A 19,795-nucleotide genomic window follows, 5' to 3' on the forward strand; every position below is an offset into this window, starting at 1 on the left:
GGCGCAGCGTTTAGTGATTCCATATGCTGTAGAAGATTATAGTTATAAATTCCCACATCCACAATTTCACCTCTTTATGTGAAAAAGTGGGCTTTAAACAAAAAAAGAAAAAAGCCTCGGGCGGGATTTGAACCCGCGACCTCGTCCTTACCAAGGACGCGCTATACCCCTAAGCCACCAAGGCACTGCTGCTGTAAGAGCAACTCCAAAATATCATACTACAGATATAAAGGTTTCGACTGAATAAGGTAGTAAATGGAAAAAAGGCCCATTACTGTTTGAAAATATGGAGGGATATGCACAAAAAATAGAGGGAATTACAGGGAAGATTGCCCATCTATTTAAAAAATATTTTTTAGTAGAGCCCTGATTTCAGAGTTTCCAGCGTTCATCTATGGGGAAGCGCTCGTTGATCCACATGAGGACATGGTTGTGGTGGACTATTTTGTAGGTACGGGAGAGGATGGGGATTCCATCGAAAGTGGGTTCGCCTTCAAGGATTTCGAGTTCTACCATGTCTCGCCGGGTTTCGAGGTTGTGGCTGCGCAGGATACGGCCGATTGGGATGTCTGCCCGCATGAGCTGGTCTCGCATCGTTTGGGGCATACGTTCCAGGGGGGAGAGGGACCTTGCGTGAACCAGAACCGTATCTCCGGCATAAAGCCGGACTGTCCTGTCGTTTACCTCGCTGCCCTCTTCTACCCCGAGAAGTTCAGCCATTTCCTTATCGGCTTTGACCACATATTGAGACTCGGTTTTCACACTGACCGGTTTTCGGGTCATTATTTCAAGAAGAAAAGTTACGGAACCGTCAGTCCCACAACAGACCCGGAGGCAGGTGGGAATTTCGAGACTTTTCAGTTTTTCAAGGAAATCTCCTTCCAGAACTATACCTCCAGATAAATGCTGCAGGATATTATTGATAATGTGAAATAAAAATGAGCAGTCAGAAAGTTATGCCTCTCCAACTTCCTTTTTCGCCATTTTCAGGCGCTCTTTTGCCGTATACCCGGTAGCCATGAGGAGAAAATCCCGGTAGGCTTTGTTGGTCTGCAGGATCGTTTCATCATCCTTTACAGTAACATCGGAAACCGTGTCCACACAAAGCTTTTTGTTCTCTACCCAGACCGTTATTTTTGACATTGCCCCATATGAGGTCTCGAAGCGGTCCCCATTCCGGGAGATTTCAACAGGGAAGCATTCCTGCATTACCTGATAGATTCTGTCAGGTTCAGGTTTAAACCCGCGCTTTAACTTGTATTGCTGCATTACTATCCTCCAATAAGATATTTTCATCTCAGATAAAGTTTGCTCAGAGCTTCTTTGCCTGGAACATACAGGAATAATCCGGAGCAAGCGGAATATCTAATCCTGAAAGGTGGCTTTTTCTTCAGGGCTCAGAGCCATGTATTTTTACTTCAGGCATATTCACAAAATTTTGAGCTACTAAAGTTGATTTTTCGGTACTACTGCAATGTTTCTGATTATTGCAATGTTTCTGAATACTGAAATGTTACTGAATACTGAAATGTTACTGAATACTGAAATGTTACTGAATACTGAAATGTTACTGAATACTGAAATGTTACTGAATACTGAAATGTTACTGAATACTGAAATGTTACTGAATACTGTTATTTTTCGGATAACCTCAATTGGTATAACCGCAATTGGTATAACCGCAATTGGTTCCAGAGCAGATAAACACTCACTATTAATTTGAATATTAGAGTTAATCAGTATTAAATTAATTATAAATATGTATTTGCCCCACCCTATAATACTTTATTTAAATACGTTCATACGTTATTAAATACTATTAAATGCGGCTGCAATCAGCCAGATGCAGCTGTTATAAGGATTACAGGAATTATAAGGATTTTAGGCCTGAAAACAGGACCTTCGGTTCAAAAACAGGAGTATTTGGAACAAAAACAGGAAGCTGGATTTAGAGAATAGCAGGCTTAATATCCGGCTTAAAATGTGTACCTTAATCCTGAAACTGTCGGATATCTTACTGATTTCTAAAAGATTGAACTGAAATAAAAGGAGAAACGGAACATGGTAAAACTTCCTGCAGATGTAAAAGAAGCACTTGCAAACCAGCAGGTTGCCTCCCTAGTGACAGCAGACAAGAACGGAGTGCCAAACGTATGCCTGATGGGTTTTGTACAAGCAAGAGATGATGAAACCATTATTATGGCAAACGTTTTCTGGAAAAAGACCGAGGCAAACCTGAAAGAAAACCCGAAAGCTGCCCTCAGTGCGTACATGCCTCCGATGAAAGCCTATCAGATAAAGGGAAGCGTGGAACTTATCAGTGAAGGGCCTCTCATGAATGAGGTTATCGATTGGGTCGCCTCGAAGATGACAAACCTTAAACCCAAAGGAGCTGCCCTCCTCCACGTGGAAGAAATCTACAGTGTAAGTCCTTGACCTACCGCAGGGGAAAGGATCGCATAAGAATAATGAAAACAGAGACCTCAAACTTTCAGAGGCCTCAAACCTTTTTCATTTTCACACTTCCAGAAAAGAAGCTTTCTCCTTCGAGTTAATAATTTTAAATAGTCTTATTGTTTCTAATTCTGGAAAAGTGCTATTATATAGTTTTACAGATTTGCAATAGCAACCTCTGATATCGCAACTTTTTCCCCGCTACATACTTGCATTTAAGGGTTTAACCTCAGCACCTGATCATTGTTTCTGCGACACAAATGATAAGAAGCAACCATAAGAAGCAACCATAAGAAGCAACCATAAATAGGATTATACTTATCATGATTCATGCAAAAAAAGAGATATGACTGGAAAGTCTTAATCCAGACCAAGAGATATGACCTTAGTTTGAAATCATTCTGTATACCCGATCAATTGCTTTAATGATCTGTTGGCTTGATCGATCAGCTACTTAAATCGGTCAATCACTTTAATAAACCATACTTTAAGCCGTTAATCTCTTTAAGAAGGAGACAAGAATTAAGTCGCTTTAACTCTATTTGAATTAGCTTACTATCTGCTTACTAATGGAGAATAAGATCCAAGAACTGCAATCAATAAAGGAAGGTGACCCCGGATGCACAAAACACTCAATCTTGATGATTTAATCGCCAAAAAGAAGAAAGACAATGCAGAGACAGATTCCGGAATGGGAGACGAAGAGCTATACGACCTGATTATCCCCCCCGGAACGGTTGTGTCCATAATCTACGATATAGTGGAAGAATTTGAGCTTGAACCCATAACTCGGAAGATGCCTGTAAGTATTGCAAACAGTGAAGAAAGGGAGATTCTTGTCCTTCGCGGACCTCTTGAAAAGGTTCAGGCCGCAGAAGAATTCCTTTATAAGGAAATGAAAGCCTGGATTGAAAATCAGTAACTCCAAGAGCTCCCGGCCAGAGAGAAATAAAAGTCGTAGGAACAGGTGCTGGAGAAGTGAAATAAAAACTTTCCAGCAAAAAAATACTTTTTCTTTGAAATCAGTATAAAACATGCAGAAAGGTCCGATTATTCGGAACCTATACCTGTTTCGGAAACTATACCTGTAATACTGTCTTTAGAAAAGTCAAAAACGGTTACTCTGCCTGTTTTATCGTAGATATCGAGTTTTGAGCCTTCTTCGATTATTCCTATAACTGCAGCTGTGAACCCCGTTTCTTCAAATACGCCCACGCACTCTTCTGCATTTTTCGGGTCCGCAGTAAAGACATAACCTGTTCCGGGGTGCACTTTCAGCCATTGTTCAAAGTCCACATCTGCCGGCCTTGGAACCTTTTCCAGATCCACGGAAGCTCCCACCCTGCTCGTCTCGCAAAGCATTCCGAGCGTGCCTATCAGCCCGGGGTTGCTTATATCCTTCCCGGCGCTTGCAAGCTTTTTCTTTGCTATTTCCTGGGTTACAAGATAATTATCCCTTAGCACCGAAGGCTCCTTAAAAGAAGTCGTATCCCAGCTGTAAGGGGAATTTGGGCCGATTTTTCCGTCCATATCATAAGCTGCAATTACCAGGTCACCGGGCTTTGCTGTATCACTCCTGATTACGCAGTCCCTTCGGACAATCCCTATGATAGCAACGGAAAGGGAATTGTACTGGGTGTCGGGATGGACGTGCCCTCCTACCACAGGGACTCCGAACTTCCTAACCCCCTCAGCCAGCCCTTCCATCAGTTCCCTGCAGGCCTGAGAAGAATTTGCAGAGGCAATATCCACCATTGCAAGAGGCTTTCCACCCATGGCTGCAATGTCATTTATGTTAACGACCACAGCCCCGTACCCTGCCCACCAGGGGCTTGCATCCAGCAGCCGCCCCCAGATGCCATCGGCTGCAAAGAGGATAACATCATCTCCTCCAATATCGATCACTGCAGCATCGTCCCCAAAATCAACGATCGCGTCCCCATATTCCGGGCGAACGGCTTCGAAGATGGAAACTATGTCCTCAATCTGTTTTTTGCGGGTAACCCCTTCAAAACTCCTTATCCTTTCTGCTAGCTCTTCCAGATTCAATCAAAGGCTTCCTGTTTGTTTTTTAATTGTATCAATACTGGTTAACAAAATTCATAATAAGATAACGATAAACTGATGATAAACTAATGGTAAGGTCGCAATATTCTTCCTTAATACCAGAGAAATGCAAAGCACTATGGTCAGTACGTAATTCGGGTTATCCTTTATTTTTTTTGTTCTTTGATCCGGTAAAAGGGAGCGACAGCTTTTTATTAAATAATTATATCCTAATAAGTCTACCTAATATAATTTCGGCTCTATAAAAGTCTCAAATTGCTGAAATAAGGAGTGAAAAACATGGTAGCTAAAATCGATGCAGACGCCTGCACAGGCTGTGGAAGCTGTATAGATGAATGCCCTGCAGCTGCAATCTCCCTCAGTGACGATGACATTGCAGTTGTAGACGAAGATGAATGCCTCGACTGCGGTGCATGTGAAGATGCCTGCCCGAATGGGGCAATCACCCTCGAGTAACGCTTTTAAAATAAGTCAGAGAGGCGGAGTTCTCAAACTCCACCTTTTCGGCTCCGGCTTTAAAAGTTTTAACCCGAAACCGAATATCTTCGAGTTTTTCAGGCTTCTTTTTTCCCGTTCTTCTCAAGAACTGCCCTTGCTTTTTCCATATCTTCTTTTGTCTGGATTTTGATAACCTTTCTGCGTTCTTCACTCATCTGCGACATGTCCTGAGCAAGGAGTCCGTAAGCATCGGCTCTGCACTGCCTGCAGTGGCGCATCTGCATAACATAAGGCTCACAGGCTTCCTGAACGGCTTTCCGCTCTTCGGGGGTGGGGGGTTCAAGATCTGCAAAGGCTCCCTGGTTGATCAGGGGCATGACGTTCATAATGTAAACCCCGAGTTCATTGAGTTTTTTGGCGATTTCGATTATGTGTTTGTCATTGATGCCCGGGATGAGCACGGTGTTGACCTTGACAACAATTCCTGCATCAATCGCTGCCTTTATTCCATCAAGCTGGTTTTTGATCTGGATCTTGGCAGCTTCAACCCCTTTGTAGACCTTACCGTGGTAGAATATATGATCCACGATCTTCGCCTGAATTTCGGGGTCTATTGCATTTACCGTAACCGTAAGTGTGGAAACTCCCGTACGCAGAATTTCAGGCAGTTTTTCGGGAAGCATAAGTCCATTTGTGCTCATGCAGAGGGTTATTTCAGGGAACTCGTTTCTTATAAGTTCAAACGTCTCAAATGTCTCATCATTAGCTAAAGGGTCTCCTGGCCCTGCAATTGCAACGACTTTGATGAACGGATACTCTGCCAGGATCTGCTTTGTCTTTTCAAGGGCTTCTTCTGGAGTCAGGACTTTACTCGTAACCCCGGGTCTGCTCTCATTTACGCAGTCAAATTCCCGGACACAGAAGTTGCACTGGATATTGCACGCCGGGGCAACAGCCAGGTGAATTCTCCCGTATTTATGCTGGGCGTTCTTGTCGTAACAGGGGTGCTCGGAAATCTTTCTCAGGAGCTCTTCCCCAAGTATGGGACCGTTATTTTTCTCTTTGATAGGTTGGTTTTCTTCTGGCAAATTATTCGCCTCCGCTCGGAATATTTAAAAGTGAAGTAAAATCTAAGTAAAGGGGGATTTTATAATGTCTAAAGCACCTATTGATACACCCCTTCATATACATTGTGGAATCATTACGGAACTATTTAGAGGAATATTTGAAACTTTCTTTGCAAATTCTTTAAAACTATTTCAGAACTATTGTAGATTCTGGTATGATTTATTCCGCCTTTTCAATCTGAAAAATTGTTCATCTCGCACCACTTGCCTTCTCCTTCCCAGACCCTTACAAGAAGGGGAAAGCCAAACCTGTTCAGAAGGCGGGCATGGATATGCTGGCAGAGGTATTCGGAGCTGGGAAATTCTATAAGATCATTTAGCAGGGTATGATCATATTCCTGAAGGGTTTCCTTAATACCTTTTTTCAGATCATAAAAATCAATTACCATACCGTTTTCCCGGACTTCTCCTTCTACCACTACCTCGATTTTATATGTATGCCCGTGTACTCTTCCGCATTTCCCGTGCCCTGGAAGGTAATGGGCGCTGTCAATATAATCAATTACTCCCAATCTCATTTTTGTCATTTTATTCATCCCTTTTAGGACTAACTGCTCCTACCATTTGACCACTTGCAGTGTATCGCTTCTTATTTTGTTTAAACTGTAATTCTGCACTTTTATATCATAACTTTCTGCCGCATCCAGGTATGATTATAAGCAGCCCCACATCCTGTGGGTCTGGGGGATGATACGCGTGTCGGCAAGTTCAAGCAGGGTTTTTTGCAGTTTTAAAATGGTCTGCACGGACGCCTGTGTAAACCGTGGAGTTCTTACCGCACTACCAACCGGCGTTTCGGGCTGCAGTATAATACAGGATACGTCGGAGGCTATTGCCTCGGCAGCCAGAACTACGGTTTCGGGCCTTGTATCCCTTCCTACAACGATCTTGCAAAAGCAGTCTCTCAACTTGTTTTTTTTCAGTAGGCTAAAGCACTTAATCGTATTTTCCACATGCATATCCCGGGTTTCAGGGCGAATTTCCCTGAGAGCTTCCGGGAGTTTAAAGTCCCCTGCGACATAGGTGATGTTTTCACGCAGCTTCCTTGCCTGCTCCGGCAGGGTCATGTTGGACTCCAGGTAAAGAGGCACGGGAAGTTTCAGTTTTTCTATGAAATCCGCATGCAGAAGAGGCTCTCCTCCTGTAAGGGATACCGAATGGAGTTTTTTGAACGGCTGCAGCAGAGATTCCAGTTTTTCTACGTTTATAGGGTTTGGGATTTTTTCGAAAATGCCGTTTCCCTCAATTATTTCATAATCGCAGGTCCCGAGATTTTCAAAATTCGTATCACAGTAGTTGCAATTAAGGTTGCAGCCTGAAAACCGGACAAAAGCCTGCCTCACGCCAACGTAGGGACCTTCTCCCTGCACAGAGCAGAAGATCTCTTTTATGGACGCGGCTTCATAGCTTGAAGAGGACATTTACACCACCCCGAGAGGGCGGGACTTCCGGAGGTCCTTTTCTATATCCTCAAATTCCCTTACGTAAGCTTCCCCGATTTCCTGCATGAAACGCACAATGCTTTCATCGTCGCCTATTCCGGCTTCTCTCAGGTTTCCGTATACTTCGTGAGAAACATTGATCCCGAAGTGGATCTTCTGGGAAACCGCCGAAGTACTTGCAATTGATACGGTCAGCTTCTTCCCTTTGAGGAAAAGGTCATCTCCTTCCCTTGAGGTATAAACTCCCAGGCCGGAAAGGTATTCCCCTACAATTGCGGTAAAAAGGCGCTGGCGTGCATAGACCAGTTTCAGGTCGGTAGAATCGAAATGCTCTATAATGAAACTCACCATGTCTTCGGACCAGATGGACTCGTTTGCTCTTCGGTCTTCGAGGTCAATCATGTGCTCGATTTTTACGTCACATGCCCCTCTGAAAACAATTATCGAGTCTTCCTGCACTCCGAAGCTGTTGTATGCCCAGAGGGAAGAAATCTGGCTCCCGTCGTAGTCAAATTTATCGGGTAAAATGATACACTTCATGGAACTCTCTCTGCAACTCTCTCTTAACGCTTTCTGTAACTCATTCTCTAGAGCATTCCTTTCTCTAGAGCATTCGATTCAGCTGCGGCTTCTGCAGCCTTCTGCTCTGAATGCTTTTTCAGGTTCAGACCCCAAGCCTTTCCAGAAGCGGGTCTTTTGTACCTGTATTTTTGAATGCTCTGGCTCTTCGCACACAGCTTTCGCACCCCCCGCAGGGAGTCTCTTCCCCGTGGTAGCAGCTCCAGCTGTATTCCAGGGGAGCCTTTACTTCGAGAGCCTTTTTAACGATCTCCGTTTTTCCGAGTTCGATCAGAGGAGCCAGTACCCGTACCCCATTCTGGGTAGAATAAGAAAAAGCATTGTCCATTGCCTCTACATAAGCCATAGAATTGTCAGGGAAGGTCCCGGCTTCTTCTCCATTGAAACCCACCACAAGATAATCACAATCTCTGCTTTCGGCAAAGCTTCCTGCAATATTCAACATGACACCATTCCTGTTCGGAACCCAGACAGCCTTTGCAGAAGCTTCGGTAATCGCAGCTGGAGCTGCCTCATCAATGTCTTCAAAGGACAGAGCAGGCACGTCTTCACCCCTGTTTACGAGGGACGTGTTTGTTATTCCTGCAAGCCAGTCCAGTTTGATTACTATGTGTTCGATTCCGTAATGTTCGCAGACTTTTCGGGAATACTCGATCTCCCGCTGCCCGGCTCGCTGCCCGTAATCAAAGGTAATTGCCATCTCAATTTCCAGGCTTTCGGCTGCAATCGCAAGTGCTGCAACTGAATCAAGCCCACTGCTCAGGAGGGTTATAGCTTTCATTCCTTCCTCACTAACTCTAATTTTACGGATAATTTCCCTGTACTTGCTGCTCTTACAGGATTCTTTCAGTATTCTTCAGAGAATATTCCGATAATACCAATAACTTATATTTAAAAATAGCTACTCTCAGGATGGAAAATTTCCTTTTCGGGGAAAAACCGGGGCATGTATTAAATATTCAGGACGTCTAATACTAAAAGAGGTGGGATTACTTGATAGGAATTATTTCAGACTCGCATGACAACCTGACAGCTATCCGGAAAGCTGTGGAATTCTTCAACAAAAAACAGGTAAAGGCGGTGCTGCACGCAGGGGATATTATTTCTCCGTTCACGGTAAGGGCCTTTAAAGAACTGAACCCAAAACTCTATTTTGTATTCGGGAACAACGACGGAGACAAGGTAACCCTGACAAAGTGGTTTGAGGAAATAGGAGCCGTTTCCTGCGGAGACTTCGGAGACCTGGCAATTCAAGGGATGCATATCGCCCTCCTGCACGGGACAAACGAAGCCCTTGTCAAAGCCCTTGCAGAGTCAGGGGATTTTGATGTGGTAGTCAGGGGCCACACTCACGACCCGGGAGTCAGAATGATCGACGGAACCCCGGTGATAAATCCGGGAGAATGTTCGGGAGTACTGTCAGGAAAAGCTACGGTTGCAATCCTTGAAATTGCAAACCTGAACGTCGAGATTACCGAACTTGAAATTGACTGATCACATTTTTGCTCCTTTTATAATTTTTACCTTTTTTGTTTCTCTACCTTTTTTGTTTCTCTACCTTTTTTGTTTCTCTACCTTTTTTGTTTCTCTACCTTTTTTGTTTCTCTACCTTTTTTGTTTCAATAGAAAACACTAACCATATAAAGGAGATGACTTATTTTTTATTTCAATAGTTTTTGAAACAATTTCCCCGTTAAAGGTTGTAATAACAATGGAAACAATAGAATCGAAAGAAAAGGAGCAAAAAGAACTTCTGCAAAGCAGGCTTACTGAAACGGAAAATTCTTCGGGAAAAAGGAAAAGTACCCTCATTTTTGCCTGCTCGGGTTTATCAAATACAGGAAAACTTACAATGCAGGCAGCGTCAGCTCTTGCTTTCAGGAGACCGGATAAGTACCGGGCTGCTGCTGCTCACAAAGGGGTTGGAGCGGCAGAGGATGCAGCTTCCGAAGGCTTCCGAATTCTTGCCCTTGATGGCTGCACGGACCGCTGTGCTACGAAAAAACTCGATGAAGCCGGGATGCAGGCCGATGTTTACCTTATGGTTACGGAGCTCGGGATTGAAAAAACCAGACCTTCGGACGTGAAACCCGAATATGTGGAAAAAATCATACGTACGATAAAGAATGCCTGAATTTTTAACTTTCAGTATCCCCGCTTGAGAATCCCTGCCAGTTCATCTGCATGAGGCATTCTTTCTTCTATTTTTGCACAAACTGCTTCGAGATCATATTCGAGGCGAAGGAGTTCGGTTTCTCCGGTTTCCGTGTCAAAGACCGCACAACCTGCCCTTGTGTCCCCGTCTCTTGGCTGTCCCACCGAACCCGGGTTTATGATTTTCAGGGCCCCGAGTTCCCTGATCATGGGGATGTGAGAGTGCCCGACTACGAGGAATTCGGCATCAACAGGTTCCATCGGGTCTGTAAGCATTGCCATGATAGCTTCGTCCGGGGTCTCGGGCTTTATGTACTCGAATATGGAGCGGGGGCTCGCATGGGTTAAAAATAGCTTCTTTCCGTCGATCTCTTCCCTGACGACGAGAGGAAGTTTCTGCAGGTATTCCATCTGGGACTGATCGAGAACTCCCCAAGTGTATTCTCGTGTTGCAATCGAGAGATGTTTGTATCTGTATCCGCACTGGCAGTCTACTTTGAAAGCAACAGCGTTGTCGTGGTTGCCCCTAAGAGTCGGGATGTTCTTTTTTCGCAGGAGCTCTATGCATTTGTCCGGGTCAGGTCCGTAGTCCACTATATCTCCCAGACAGATTACCCTGTCATGCGGGACTTCAAGAACTGTCTGGAGGGCTTCAAGGTTTGCGTGGATATCGGCTATCAGCAGGATTTTCATGTTTTTCTCCTTTTCAGTAAACGCACTGATATTAGAAAAAGTTCGGGGCTACTGATCCCTGTTTATTAATCTGTGTCTATTAATTCATTCCTATTGACTCTGGGCTGCCACGGATCTGTCTACCTTCAAAATAAGAAAGAAAAAAACCTGAAACCTGAAGAATCCGGTTCAGGGGGAAAGCTCCCGCATTCCTACTCCCATTACTAGCAGGTTTGTTTCCATCGGGGGATATTTCCAGCCGTCAGGGGAAATGGTTTTTTTCTCAATAGAAATTTTGACCTGATTTCCGCTGAGACCACAGTCTTTCATATAGTCCTCAACGAGCTTTTTCCCGAGTTCCGTTGCTGCGTTCAGGGCTTCTACATAAACATCAAATCTCAGCCTGCTGCCTGGGGCAAAGACCAGGAAATCCTTATCAGGAGACATCAGGCTTGCAGGCCTTATCAGAATTTCCACCCTTTTGATACCTTTCCCTGCAAGGGCTCCTACTGCGTTTCCTACCTCGGCATGTTCGGGGACCAGAATTTCAGCATATATGAATTCCTTGAGTTCTTCCCGGTAAGCCCGAACAGGCCCTCCGAGAAAGACAACAGGGATTCCGAGCTTGAACTTTGCAGGATAATTTCCATCCAGTATTTTTTCAACGGCTGTGCATGGTACTCCCTGCAGGATATATGAAAGGAGGTGAAGAGACATGTTCCTTGCAACCCTCTTTTTTACGGCAGTACAGAATTCCCCTGGTGACATGCGCATGAGCCTTGCAAGCCTTTCAGCCCCTATTCTGGAGGCTTCTTCATTCCAGGCAGTATAATCTCCGAGTACATGCAAAGCATCGGTAGGTGTAAAGCCGATTGCCTGGACAAGGCGCTTTTTAATAAGGGAATCCAGGGTCTGAGGGTGAAGGTCTTTTCGGATCAGGACTTTGATTTCAGGTATGGAGACAGGTTCTTCTCCGATAGCTCCCAGCACTTCGGCTTCGGCTTTGCTCAGCTCGCCTGCCGGGTAGCCTGACCTGACAAAAAACTTTGTGGGCTGGATATTTTCGCAGAGGTCTTCTCTTGAAGGCATGGGCACCCTTTTGAGGGAATTCAGGAAATCAGGGTACTGGGCTGCAGCTACTGCCAGGGGGACAACTCTCCTTGGTCCGAGAAAAAGCTCCCTGTCCACGGTCCAGACGTGGCTATCTCCCCCTGTAGCTGTTGTCTCCATCCTGATTGCACGGACCCGCGTCTTCCAGCCGCCCACAACTGCCCCTTCGTCGCTCAGGTCAGGGACTCCCATACAGATCGAGGAGATATCGGTACTTGTCCCACCTACATCCACAACCGCACAAGTCTTCAGCCCTGAAAGGTAAGATGCGCCCACGAGGCTTGCCGCAGGGCCTGAAAAGATAGTTTCTATCGGTTTTTGCAGAGCATCTTTTATCCCGACAACCGATCCGTCACATTTGAGCATGAGGAGCTGAGCATTGATTCCTCTTTTTCTGATATCTGCAATAATGGACTGGACAAACTGCCGGGTTATGGGGATCAGCTGGGCATTCAGGAAAGCTGTAACTGCCCTTTCGTAGGCTCCCAGTTCCTGTGAGAGTTCGTGCCCGCAAACTGCAGGCAGCCCTGTAAGCTTAAGTATGGAGTCCCTCGCTTTAAGCTCGTGTTCAGGATTTCGGGTGCTGAAATAGGAAGAGACGGCAAAAGCTGATACTTTGTCCATTACGCGCAGGGCAAATTCTTCAATTACTTCCAGGTCGAGAGGAGATACTTCTTCTCCGTTGTGGTTATGCCCTCCACTGGCAAAGAGCACGTGTCCTGTGGGCAATTCCTTTTCAAGGGGATGGTCCCCTATAAGGATCAGAGCTACGGGAAAACCTGTTCCTTCAAGGATAGTATTTGTGGAGAGAGTCGTCGAGACCGACACCAGTTTTACGTTTTCGAGATACTCTGGATTAAGACCGTCAATTACGTTCTTGATGCCGGAAAGGGGGTCGGGATAGGTTGTCAGGGCTTTATTTAAGTCTACAATCTCTCCGTCCGAATCCTTTACGAGCACTGCATCGGTGTAAGTGCCCCCGGCATCAATCCCAAGGCTGTAATGCATAAAAAAAATGACTCCTTTTTCTGTTTATTTTTGTTTTTAGGCTTGCAATCTGAGACTTCAGTACAATAACCTGGTTGTGTTAAAACTAATATGGTTTAGGTATACTGAACATCAGATAAAAGGAATTGCTTATCGCTGTGAACATTAAATCCAGAAATCGAAAGCGATTTTTTATTTTTATCCCGCAAAATTCAGGAAATTCGGGTTTGAAATTGGATTCCAGACAAAATTAATTTAGCGGAAAAATTGGATTTACTTTAAGGAAAAAAAATTAATCACCCCATTTCTGAAAAGAAAAAGACATTTCAATAAATTTCAATAATATACTAAGACCAAGAGGGACTTACCGATATGACTCCTGCAAAACCTGCCAAGAACGCCACTCCTCATCTCCCGAAGGATTACGATGCCCGAATATCCGATTTGCTCCCATACTACTCTTCTTTTCACCAGGAGATTATTAATTTCGTCAAATCCTTTCCTTCCAGCCCGAGAGTATGGATGGATACCGGATGTGGGACCGGAACCCTGATTAATAAGGCAATTGAGGAATTTCCCGATACAAAATTTCTATTACTTGACCCTTCGGAAGGCATGCTGAACCAGGCAAGAGAAAAACTATCTTCCTGCCCTGCCGGAAGACTGGAATTTCTGAGAGCTTCCCCTACCCAGGAATTCTCCCAAAAATTAGAGGAAAAACCAGATGTGATAACTGCTATACAGTGCCACCACTCCCTCAACCGCAAAGCCAGGACAAAAGCCACAAAAGTGTGTTATGACCTGCTGAAGGAAGGTGGAATTTACATAACCTTCGAGAACATCAGGCCGCTAACAGAAGAGGGCATTAACATAGGAAAAAAATACTGGGGGAGCTTTCAGTTAACTCACGGCAGGAGGGAGGAAGAAATAGAGGCTCATCTCAAACGTTTCGATACTGAATATTTCCCCATAACTGTCGAAGAACACCTGGACTTGTTGAGAAAAACAGGGTTTAGGACCGTTGAGTTGTTCTGGTACTCTTACATGCAGGCCGGGTTTTACTGCATTAAATAAGACATTCATTTGTTACCCGGACTTACAGCCATTTGCATACCAAATACAAATAGACCAACACTACAGGAGCTATTATTATAGAGCGGCTTGAAATGTATATAATGTCGCGATTTAGAATAAAAAATCGAATAAAACAGAAAGAAATCCGGAACAAAAACAGAAAAAAAAGAAAGAAAAAAGAAATTCAAGGTAGTTTGTTTACACGTCCACCTTATTGAACCTCCAGAGGGATGTGGCCAACATTGCGAGGGCAAAGATCATCAGACCCAGGAAAGACATGCTGATATCGAATAGTGTATACACATAGTGGATGCCGATTACAGTGAAGTTATCTCCCAGAGCAAAGTATCGAATTCCGTCTGCCAGAAGTGTTAACGGGTTAAACATTGAGAGGAATTTGAGAATAGCCGGGAAGGATTCAATGGGATATAACGCGTTGCTCACAAAGAACAAGGGCATACTGAGTAGGGTAAGAATAGACTGCATTCCTTCAGGGTTCTCAATGGTGATGGCAATAGAACCTGAGAGGAAAAGAAAACCCAAAGTGAAAATCCCTACAAGTAAAAAGATGCCTATGATTGAGATTAACGTTTCAGTAAGCGTATATCCTTTAAAGAAATCCATTCCTATCAGTTTCCCGAATCCTATTATCATGCTGGTTTGAATAAATGCTTTTGTCACGCCGGAAAGTCCGACCCCCAGGATTATATGAAATCTGGGAACCGGACTTGCGAGAGTTTCTCTCAGCAAGCTAAATTTTTTATCAAACATGAGGGAAGTGCCTCCGAAAAGGCTGCTGAACAGCACATCCATGGCAATTATCCCGGCGCCCATAAAGGTAAGGTAGTCAACGTTCTGAACTCCCTCCATGGGGGGAACAAGAGAGGTCAGCTGGTCAAAACTCTCTGACATTGCAAGCCCGAAGAATGCCAGCCACATCACAGGCTGGACCAATGAACTGATAAGCATTGATTTAAATCTAAAGAACTTCAGCATATCTCGCCAGTATATGGCACGAAACTGGAAACTCATGCCGAGACCCCCATCGGTTCTCCCATCGGTTCTAAACCTTCAACTTTCTCCTGCGGTTCTCCTTCCCTCAAGCCGTGGCCGGTGTAATGGACGAAAACATCATCCATTGAAGGCTTCTTGATGTTTATGGTTGTGATGTCTATTCCTGCCTTCCGTATCTTATCTATAATTTGAGGGAGTACGTGAGTTACATCTTCCCCGATCATAACTCTCAGAGACTTGGTATCTTCCGTAACGGTTTTTACCGATCCGATTGTCCTTAAAATCTCTGCAACGGTGTTATTATCGTCAGTTTCCAGATAAATCAGGTCTTTACCGAGTTTATTCTTTAATTCTTCTGAAGTCCCGGTTACAATAATTTTCCCGTGATCGATTATGCTAATCCTGTCACTGAGCTGATCGGCTTCTTCCATATAGTGGGTTGTCAGGAATATCGTAGTGCCTTCTCTCTTAATCTCTCTCAAATATTCCCACATCCGCATCCTTGTCTGGATATCAAACCCTATTGTTGGCTCGTCCAGGAAAAGGACTGCGGGTTTTGTCATCAAGCCCCTTGCAAGCTCCAGTCTTCTCTTCATACCCCCGCTCAGATCTTTTACCAGGGTATCCCTTTTGTGTTCCAGTTCTATTAGTTTTAAAAGCTCATCGATACGCTCTTTTCTTTCTTTTTTTGACATCGAATAGATCTTACCGTGGTATTCAAGATTCTCACATACAGTCATTTCATGGTCGATGCAAAGCATCTGAAAAACAATACCTATTGACTGTCTTACATGTTTCGATTCCCTTTCCACGTCATATCCGTTTACTTTAGCTTCCCCTTTCTGGATCTTCCGAAGCGTAGTAAGAATATTAATTACAGTACTCTTACCCGCTCCATTTGGACCAAGAAAAGAGAATATTTCTCCCTCTTTTACAGCAAAACTGATGTTGTCAACAGCTTTAACAGAGCCATACGAGTGCTCAAGACCATTGACCTCTATGACATTTGCGGTCACCTATAATCAACCCCTTCCCACTCCGTGTTAAACTTACTCTATCACTCTGACTAAACCCCAATTAGAAGTGATAAGAGTTTCAGGATATTATTGAAACAATTAAGTTTGGATAAATATCGAGATAGTTTTACACAAGTAGTTGTAACTCAGATGGCTTATATAATTAGGAAATAAAGATTCTGAACTAAGTTCCTATAAGCTCTTTGTTTTCTGTTTTTTACTTGCCGATAGATATTTAAAATTCTACTTAATCTTCCATTTTTAGGGGGATTGAAGATCCAACAACATTTCCGAGTTTGTTTTTTGAAAATATTTTATTTCCAGAACAATTTTTATTCAATAAGGATCATAAATAAGGAGGAGATATCTTAATATAAAGGAGCTTTACTCGAAGTAATTTTAACTGTGCAAAACAAAAAACTTTTGGAAAGGAAGGCAGAGGGAATTACAAAAAAATTAAGACGAACTTGTAAATTTTCATCCATTAAAATTGAAAATCAGGTTGTAAGTTTCCATCCATATTTACAAGCTCTCCATTTTAGTGACAGGAAATTGACGAAAGTCCAGAAAAAGTCGAGATAGAAATTCCTCTGACTCTTTTGTAGATATGTCAAGACTGAACATTGTATCCTGTATATTGATCTTTTGTTAAATACATATTTTTTGCAGCCACTTCAGGCATTTACAGCAAATGGGGATCGGAGTCTATAGCAGGATAATGATGTTAGGCTTGATTAGCAATATTGCAGACCTGAAACTGAAGATTATTACATTTTTAAGAATGAAGGCAAAGAAGCACTTATTTGAAGGACAGGACAATTAAATTTAAAAACTTCACCGATATTTATAAATAGAATGAAGTAGACAAGCACTTACCGGTTGCCGATAGAAAAAGGAGGCAAAAGAATAGTATGTTAAAAAATGTACAAAAACTAGGAAAATTCTTGATAATTATCTGTATGATATTTATAGCGCTGTCCTCGCCGGCGTTTGCCGCAACGGCAGAGGAAAACGCAGTAGCTATCGAAGGGGTGCAGACTGCACTGACTTTCGTATGGCTGCTTCTGGCAAGTGGACTGGTATTCTTCATGCATGCAGGCTTCTCCCTTGTGGAAACGGGGCTTACAAGGAGCAAAAACACTGCCAATATCCTGATGAAAAACTTCATGACGATTGTCCTCGGCATCCTGATCTACTGGGCTGTGGGCTGGGGTGTAATGTATGGAGCCGATGCAGCTGGACTTATAGGAACTGACCAATTCTTCCTTTCAGGTGCCGACAATGCACTCTGGAATGGCTGGTTCTTCCAGATGGTCTTCGCTGCCACTGGAGCAACAATCGTTTCTGGAGCAATGGCCGAGAGGACTAACTTCAAAGCATACCTTATATATTGTATCATGATGGTAGCGGTAATCTACCCCGTGTACGGACACTGGGTCTGGAGCGGAGCTGACCTTGCTCTCCTTACCGGAGCCGACAGCCCGATTGTGCAGGCAATAGGAGTCCCGAGTCATGACTTTGCAGGTTCTGGAGTCGTGCACTCAATCGGAGGATATTCCGCTCTTGCAGGCGTGCTCCTTGTGGGCGCAAGGATAGGGAAATTTAAAGACGGAAAAGCCGTGCCAATACCGGGTCACAACCTGACCATCGCCTTCCTGGGAACCCTGATCCTTGCCCTCGGATGGATAGGGTTCAACGGTGGGAGTACCCTTGACGGGAATGACCCTTACATGAACTTGGTCGTAGTCAACACCTTCCTGGCAGCAGCTGCCGGAGCTGTTGTGACGATGTTAATTACCTGGATGAAAACCGGAAAGCCTGACCCTTCCCTTACCGCAAACGGGCTTCTTGGGGGGCTTGTTGCAATCACTGCTCCGTGTGGTTCGGTTAACAACTGGGCAGCCATTATCATCGGAGCCATTGCAGGAATAATAATCTATGCAGGAGTCATGTTCAATGAAAACACGCTGAAAGTAGACGACCCTGTAGGCGCAATTGCCGTACACGGGTACTGCGGAAGCTGGGGCCTGATCTCTGTAGGGCTTTTCTCGATCGGAATTGGGAACGGGATCCTTGCAGATGCCGCATATGCTGCTGAAGTGCCAGGGCTCTTCTACGGAGGAGGAATTAGCCTGTTGCTGATCCAGTTGATATCAGTACTATGTTCCATTGTCTGGGCATTTGGGATCTCATTTATAATCTTCAAAATCCTTGATGCTGTAGTAGGGCTCAGGGTCTCTGAAGAAGAAGAAATCATGGGTCTGGATATCTGCGAACACGGAATCAGAGCGTACCCTGAATACCTGATGAGGGAGGAATAACATGACTAAAATGTGCAAAGTAGAAGCAATAATAAAACCCCTGAAACTGCATCAGGTAAAGGATGCCCTGGAAGAATCCGGCTTTCCAAGCCTGACAGTTACCGACGTTAAAGGTCGTGGTCAGCAAAAAGGGATTGTGCAGCAATGGAGAGGTAAGAAATACTGTGTGGATCTCCTTCCAAAAACCAAAGTAGAAGTGGTTGTACCGGAAGAGGAGGTCGAAAAAATTATACAGGTGATCCAGAGCACGGCCTATACTGGGGAAATAGGAGACGGAAAGATCTTCGTTATCCCAATTGAAACCGTAGTAAGGATCAGAACCGGAGAAAGGAATGGAGATGCCCTTTAACCAGGCCCCTCTTTTCTTTCTTTTTCACTTAAATTATTCACCTTAATTAACAAATACGAAAAAATTCAAGGAATAAGGCAAGATACCATGATGACCAAAACAAAATCGGAAACTCCAACCTTTGAGATCCCTCGCGGGTACGGAATGCCCGTAATCAACCTGTACTTCTGGGTAGGGCTGGTTTCTGCAATCCTGCTTAGGGGCATAATTATAGCAGATCACTACAGTGTGTTCTGGGGAAAGGCTATATGGTATCTTGGAGTCACAGGTTACCTCTGGTTCTTCACACACAGATACCACATTGCAAAGCGAAGGTTCGGTGTAGTAAAAGACCTGGATCTGCTTGAAAAGGTGAGAACCAGACAGAAACTTTCAGAAAAAGACCTTGAAGGAATGGAATATCTGCTCTGGAGCCTTTCCGTATCAAAAGAGCGTTCAAATTACCTTGTGATCTCGCTATTCTCAGTAATAGCAGTTTGCCTGTCTCTCTGCCTTGATCTGGGAATCCTGAAACTCTAAAAAATTCTCCTTTATAAAGAAGCTCCTTATTAAGGAGCCTCTCAATATTTTTTCTTTTTAATCTCTTTGATGGTCAATCTTTATCCGATTGATGTTTTGAAACCCTTAAATGTCAGCAGTTCCTTTAAAGTCCACTTTGACTCGGTAATCCCTGCTTCTCTCGCAGGTGTATTTTTACATTAAATTCCTCTTTCATCTTTGTACGTTACTCAATGCTCTCTAGAGAAGAAAAAATGAATGCAATAGAGCTTCATTTGATGTTCCAACCATTATTACTTGCAGACTCAAGAGAATTAGTAGAAGATGTTGCAACATGAAGTAAAACATTAAGAAACTCTTGATAGCTATAATTTGCTTCAGCAGGTAAAATTATATTAGCAATACTAAGAAGTTCTTAAGACACAGCCAGTTTTACTGGCTGTGTCTGCACCAAACACGGAGTCGTTTTTTTGGTTCAGTGAACGACTCCATG

At 43.9% G+C, this 19,795-nt stretch carries 21 protein-coding genes, 1 tRNA gene and 2 pseudogenes; 9 read left to right on the plus strand and 15 right to left on the minus strand.

Annotation, left to right across the window (positions count from 1 at the left end):
* Positions 1 to 112 precede the first annotated feature (112 nt).
* From MA_RS21860 to MA_RS21870, 3 genes are all read right to left on the minus strand, one after another.
* Positions 113 to 184 (minus strand) — tRNA-Thr (locus MA_RS21860).
* A gap of 188 nt (positions 185 to 372) precedes the next feature.
* Positions 373 to 927, minus strand: a complete 555-nt coding sequence (locus MA_RS21865; protein ID WP_342636671.1) for a chorismate--pyruvate lyase family protein — start codon at positions 925 to 927, stop codon at positions 373 to 375.
* Positions 928 to 954: 27 nt separating this feature from the next.
* A complete protein-coding gene (locus MA_RS21870; RefSeq protein WP_048065922.1) occupies positions 955 to 1,269 on the minus strand; it encodes a DUF5611 family protein in 315 nt (104 codons plus the stop codon).
* Positions 1,270 to 2,061: 792 nt separating this feature from the next.
* On the opposite strand from MA_RS21870, the gene MA_RS21880 reads away from it, so the two are divergent.
* Together MA_RS21880 and MA_RS21885 are read left to right on the plus strand one after the other, a co-directional pair.
* Positions 2,062 to 2,436 carry a pyridoxamine 5'-phosphate oxidase family protein gene (locus MA_RS21880; protein WP_011024076.1) on the plus strand — a complete coding sequence of 125 codons (375 nt, stop codon included), beginning with the start codon at positions 2,062 to 2,064 and terminating at the stop codon, positions 2,434 to 2,436.
* 637 nt (positions 2,437 to 3,073) lie between these two features.
* The gene (locus MA_RS21885) at positions 3,074 to 3,376 is read left to right on the plus strand and encodes a hypothetical protein (protein WP_048065924.1); all 303 of its coding nucleotides are present in this window, start codon (positions 3,074 to 3,076) and stop codon (positions 3,374 to 3,376) included.
* Between the two features lie 128 nt (positions 3,377 to 3,504).
* Here MA_RS21885 and MA_RS21890 read toward each other — a convergent pair whose 3' ends face one another.
* Positions 3,505 to 4,503: a methanogenesis marker 2 protein gene (locus tag MA_RS21890; RefSeq protein WP_011024078.1), complete on the minus strand. Its 999-nt coding sequence runs from the start codon at positions 4,501 to 4,503 to the stop codon at positions 3,505 to 3,507.
* A gap of 297 nt (positions 4,504 to 4,800) precedes the next feature.
* On the opposite strand from MA_RS21890, the gene MA_RS21895 reads away from it, so the two are divergent.
* Positions 4,801 to 4,977, plus strand: a complete 177-nt coding sequence (locus MA_RS21895; protein WP_011024079.1) for a 4Fe-4S binding protein — start codon at positions 4,801 to 4,803, stop codon at positions 4,975 to 4,977.
* Positions 4,978 to 5,075: 98 nt separating this feature from the next.
* On the opposite strand, the gene nifB is transcribed toward MA_RS21895, so the two are convergent.
* From nifB to queC, 5 genes are all read right to left on the minus strand, one after another.
* Complete coding sequence (nifB, locus tag MA_RS21900; protein WP_011024080.1) at positions 5,076 to 6,047, minus strand: nitrogenase cofactor biosynthesis protein NifB; 972 nt, start codon at positions 6,045 to 6,047, stop codon at positions 5,076 to 5,078.
* Between the two features lie 212 nt (positions 6,048 to 6,259).
* Positions 6,260 to 6,613: a 6-carboxytetrahydropterin synthase QueD gene (gene queD / locus MA_RS21905; RefSeq protein WP_048065925.1), complete on the minus strand. Its 354-nt coding sequence runs from the start codon at positions 6,611 to 6,613 to the stop codon at positions 6,260 to 6,262.
* 126 nt (positions 6,614 to 6,739) lie between these two features.
* A complete protein-coding gene (locus MA_RS21910; RefSeq protein ID WP_011024082.1) occupies positions 6,740 to 7,507 on the minus strand; it encodes a 7-carboxy-7-deazaguanine synthase QueE in 768 nt (255 codons plus the stop codon).
* Entirely contained in the window at positions 7,508 to 8,068 is a 561-nt protein-coding gene (locus tag MA_RS21915) for a DUF366 family protein (RefSeq protein ID WP_011024083.1), read from the minus strand. It lies immediately after the preceding gene.
* Between the two features lie 124 nt (positions 8,069 to 8,192).
* The gene (gene queC, locus MA_RS21920; protein WP_011024084.1) at positions 8,193 to 8,888 is read right to left on the minus strand and encodes a 7-cyano-7-deazaguanine synthase QueC; all 696 of its coding nucleotides are present in this window, start codon (positions 8,886 to 8,888) and stop codon (positions 8,193 to 8,195) included.
* Between the two features lie 212 nt (positions 8,889 to 9,100).
* Here queC and MA_RS21925 point away from each other — a divergent pair, with 212 nt between their 5' ends.
* Positions 9,101 to 9,601, plus strand: a complete 501-nt coding sequence (locus tag MA_RS21925) for a metallophosphoesterase (RefSeq protein ID WP_011024085.1) — start codon at positions 9,101 to 9,103, stop codon at positions 9,599 to 9,601.
* A gap of 217 nt (positions 9,602 to 9,818) precedes the next feature.
* Positions 9,819 to 10,241, plus strand: a complete 423-nt coding sequence (locus MA_RS21930) for a putative zinc-binding protein (RefSeq protein WP_011024086.1) — start codon at positions 9,819 to 9,821, stop codon at positions 10,239 to 10,241.
* Between the two features lie 11 nt (positions 10,242 to 10,252).
* Here MA_RS21930 and MA_RS21935 read toward each other — a convergent pair whose 3' ends face one another.
* A complete protein-coding gene (locus tag MA_RS21935; RefSeq protein WP_011024087.1) occupies positions 10,253 to 10,954 on the minus strand; it encodes a metallophosphoesterase family protein in 702 nt (233 codons plus the stop codon).
* A gap of 168 nt (positions 10,955 to 11,122) precedes the next feature.
* Complete coding sequence (locus MA_RS21940) at positions 11,123 to 13,051, minus strand: hydantoinase/oxoprolinase family protein (protein ID WP_011024088.1); 1,929 nt, start codon at positions 13,049 to 13,051, stop codon at positions 11,123 to 11,125.
* Between the two features lie 351 nt (positions 13,052 to 13,402).
* Here MA_RS21940 and MA_RS21945 point away from each other — a divergent pair, with 351 nt between their 5' ends.
* Positions 13,403 to 14,104, plus strand: coding sequence for a class I SAM-dependent methyltransferase (locus MA_RS21945; protein WP_011024089.1), 702 nt, complete (start codon positions 13,403 to 13,405; stop codon positions 14,102 to 14,104).
* 198 nt (positions 14,105 to 14,302) lie between these two features.
* Here the strand turns inward: MA_RS21945 and MA_RS21950 are convergent, their stop codons facing one another.
* Positions 14,303 to 15,136, minus strand: a complete 834-nt coding sequence (locus tag MA_RS21950; protein ID WP_011024090.1) for an ABC transporter permease — start codon at positions 15,134 to 15,136, stop codon at positions 14,303 to 14,305.
* Positions 15,133 to 16,134 (minus strand): ATP-binding cassette domain-containing protein, encoded by a 1,002-nt coding sequence (locus MA_RS21955; RefSeq protein ID WP_011024091.1) that lies wholly within the window; start codon positions 16,132 to 16,134, stop codon positions 15,133 to 15,135. Before MA_RS21955 ends, MA_RS21950 begins: the two co-directional genes overlap by 4 nt.
* Before the next feature lie 911 nt (positions 16,135 to 17,045).
* On the opposite strand from MA_RS21955, the gene MA_RS21960 reads away from it, so the two are divergent.
* The 3 genes from MA_RS21960 (at position 17,046) to MA_RS21970 (ending at position 19,323) form a co-directional block, all read left to right on the plus strand.
* Positions 17,046 to 18,455, plus strand: coding sequence for an ammonium transporter (locus MA_RS21960; protein ID WP_011024092.1), 1,410 nt, complete (start codon positions 17,046 to 17,048; stop codon positions 18,453 to 18,455).
* A 1-nt stretch (position 18,456) separates the two neighbouring features.
* Positions 18,457 to 18,804, plus strand: a complete 348-nt coding sequence (locus MA_RS21965) for a P-II family nitrogen regulator (protein WP_048065926.1) — start codon at positions 18,457 to 18,459, stop codon at positions 18,802 to 18,804.
* An 87-nt stretch (positions 18,805 to 18,891) separates the two neighbouring features.
* Positions 18,892 to 19,323: a hypothetical protein gene (locus MA_RS21970; RefSeq protein WP_011024094.1), complete on the plus strand. Its 432-nt coding sequence runs from the start codon at positions 18,892 to 18,894 to the stop codon at positions 19,321 to 19,323.
* An 80-nt stretch (positions 19,324 to 19,403) separates the two neighbouring features.
* Here MA_RS21970 and MA_RS27675 read toward each other — a convergent pair.
* Together MA_RS27675 and MA_RS29055 are read right to left on the minus strand one after the other, a co-directional pair.
* Positions 19,404 to 19,592, minus strand: a pseudogene (locus MA_RS27675) (IS1 family transposase); the annotation flags it as partial.
* A pseudogene (locus tag MA_RS29055) lies at positions 19,592 to 19,760 on the minus strand (ISH3 family transposase); the annotation flags it as partial. The pseudogenes MA_RS27675 and MA_RS29055, both read right to left, overlap by 1 nt.
* Between the last annotated feature and the right edge of the window lie 35 nt (positions 19,761 to 19,795).

Source organism: Methanosarcina acetivorans C2A, from assembly GCF_000007345.1.
Classification (GTDB): domain Archaea; phylum Halobacteriota; class Methanosarcinia; order Methanosarcinales; family Methanosarcinaceae; genus Methanosarcina; species Methanosarcina acetivorans.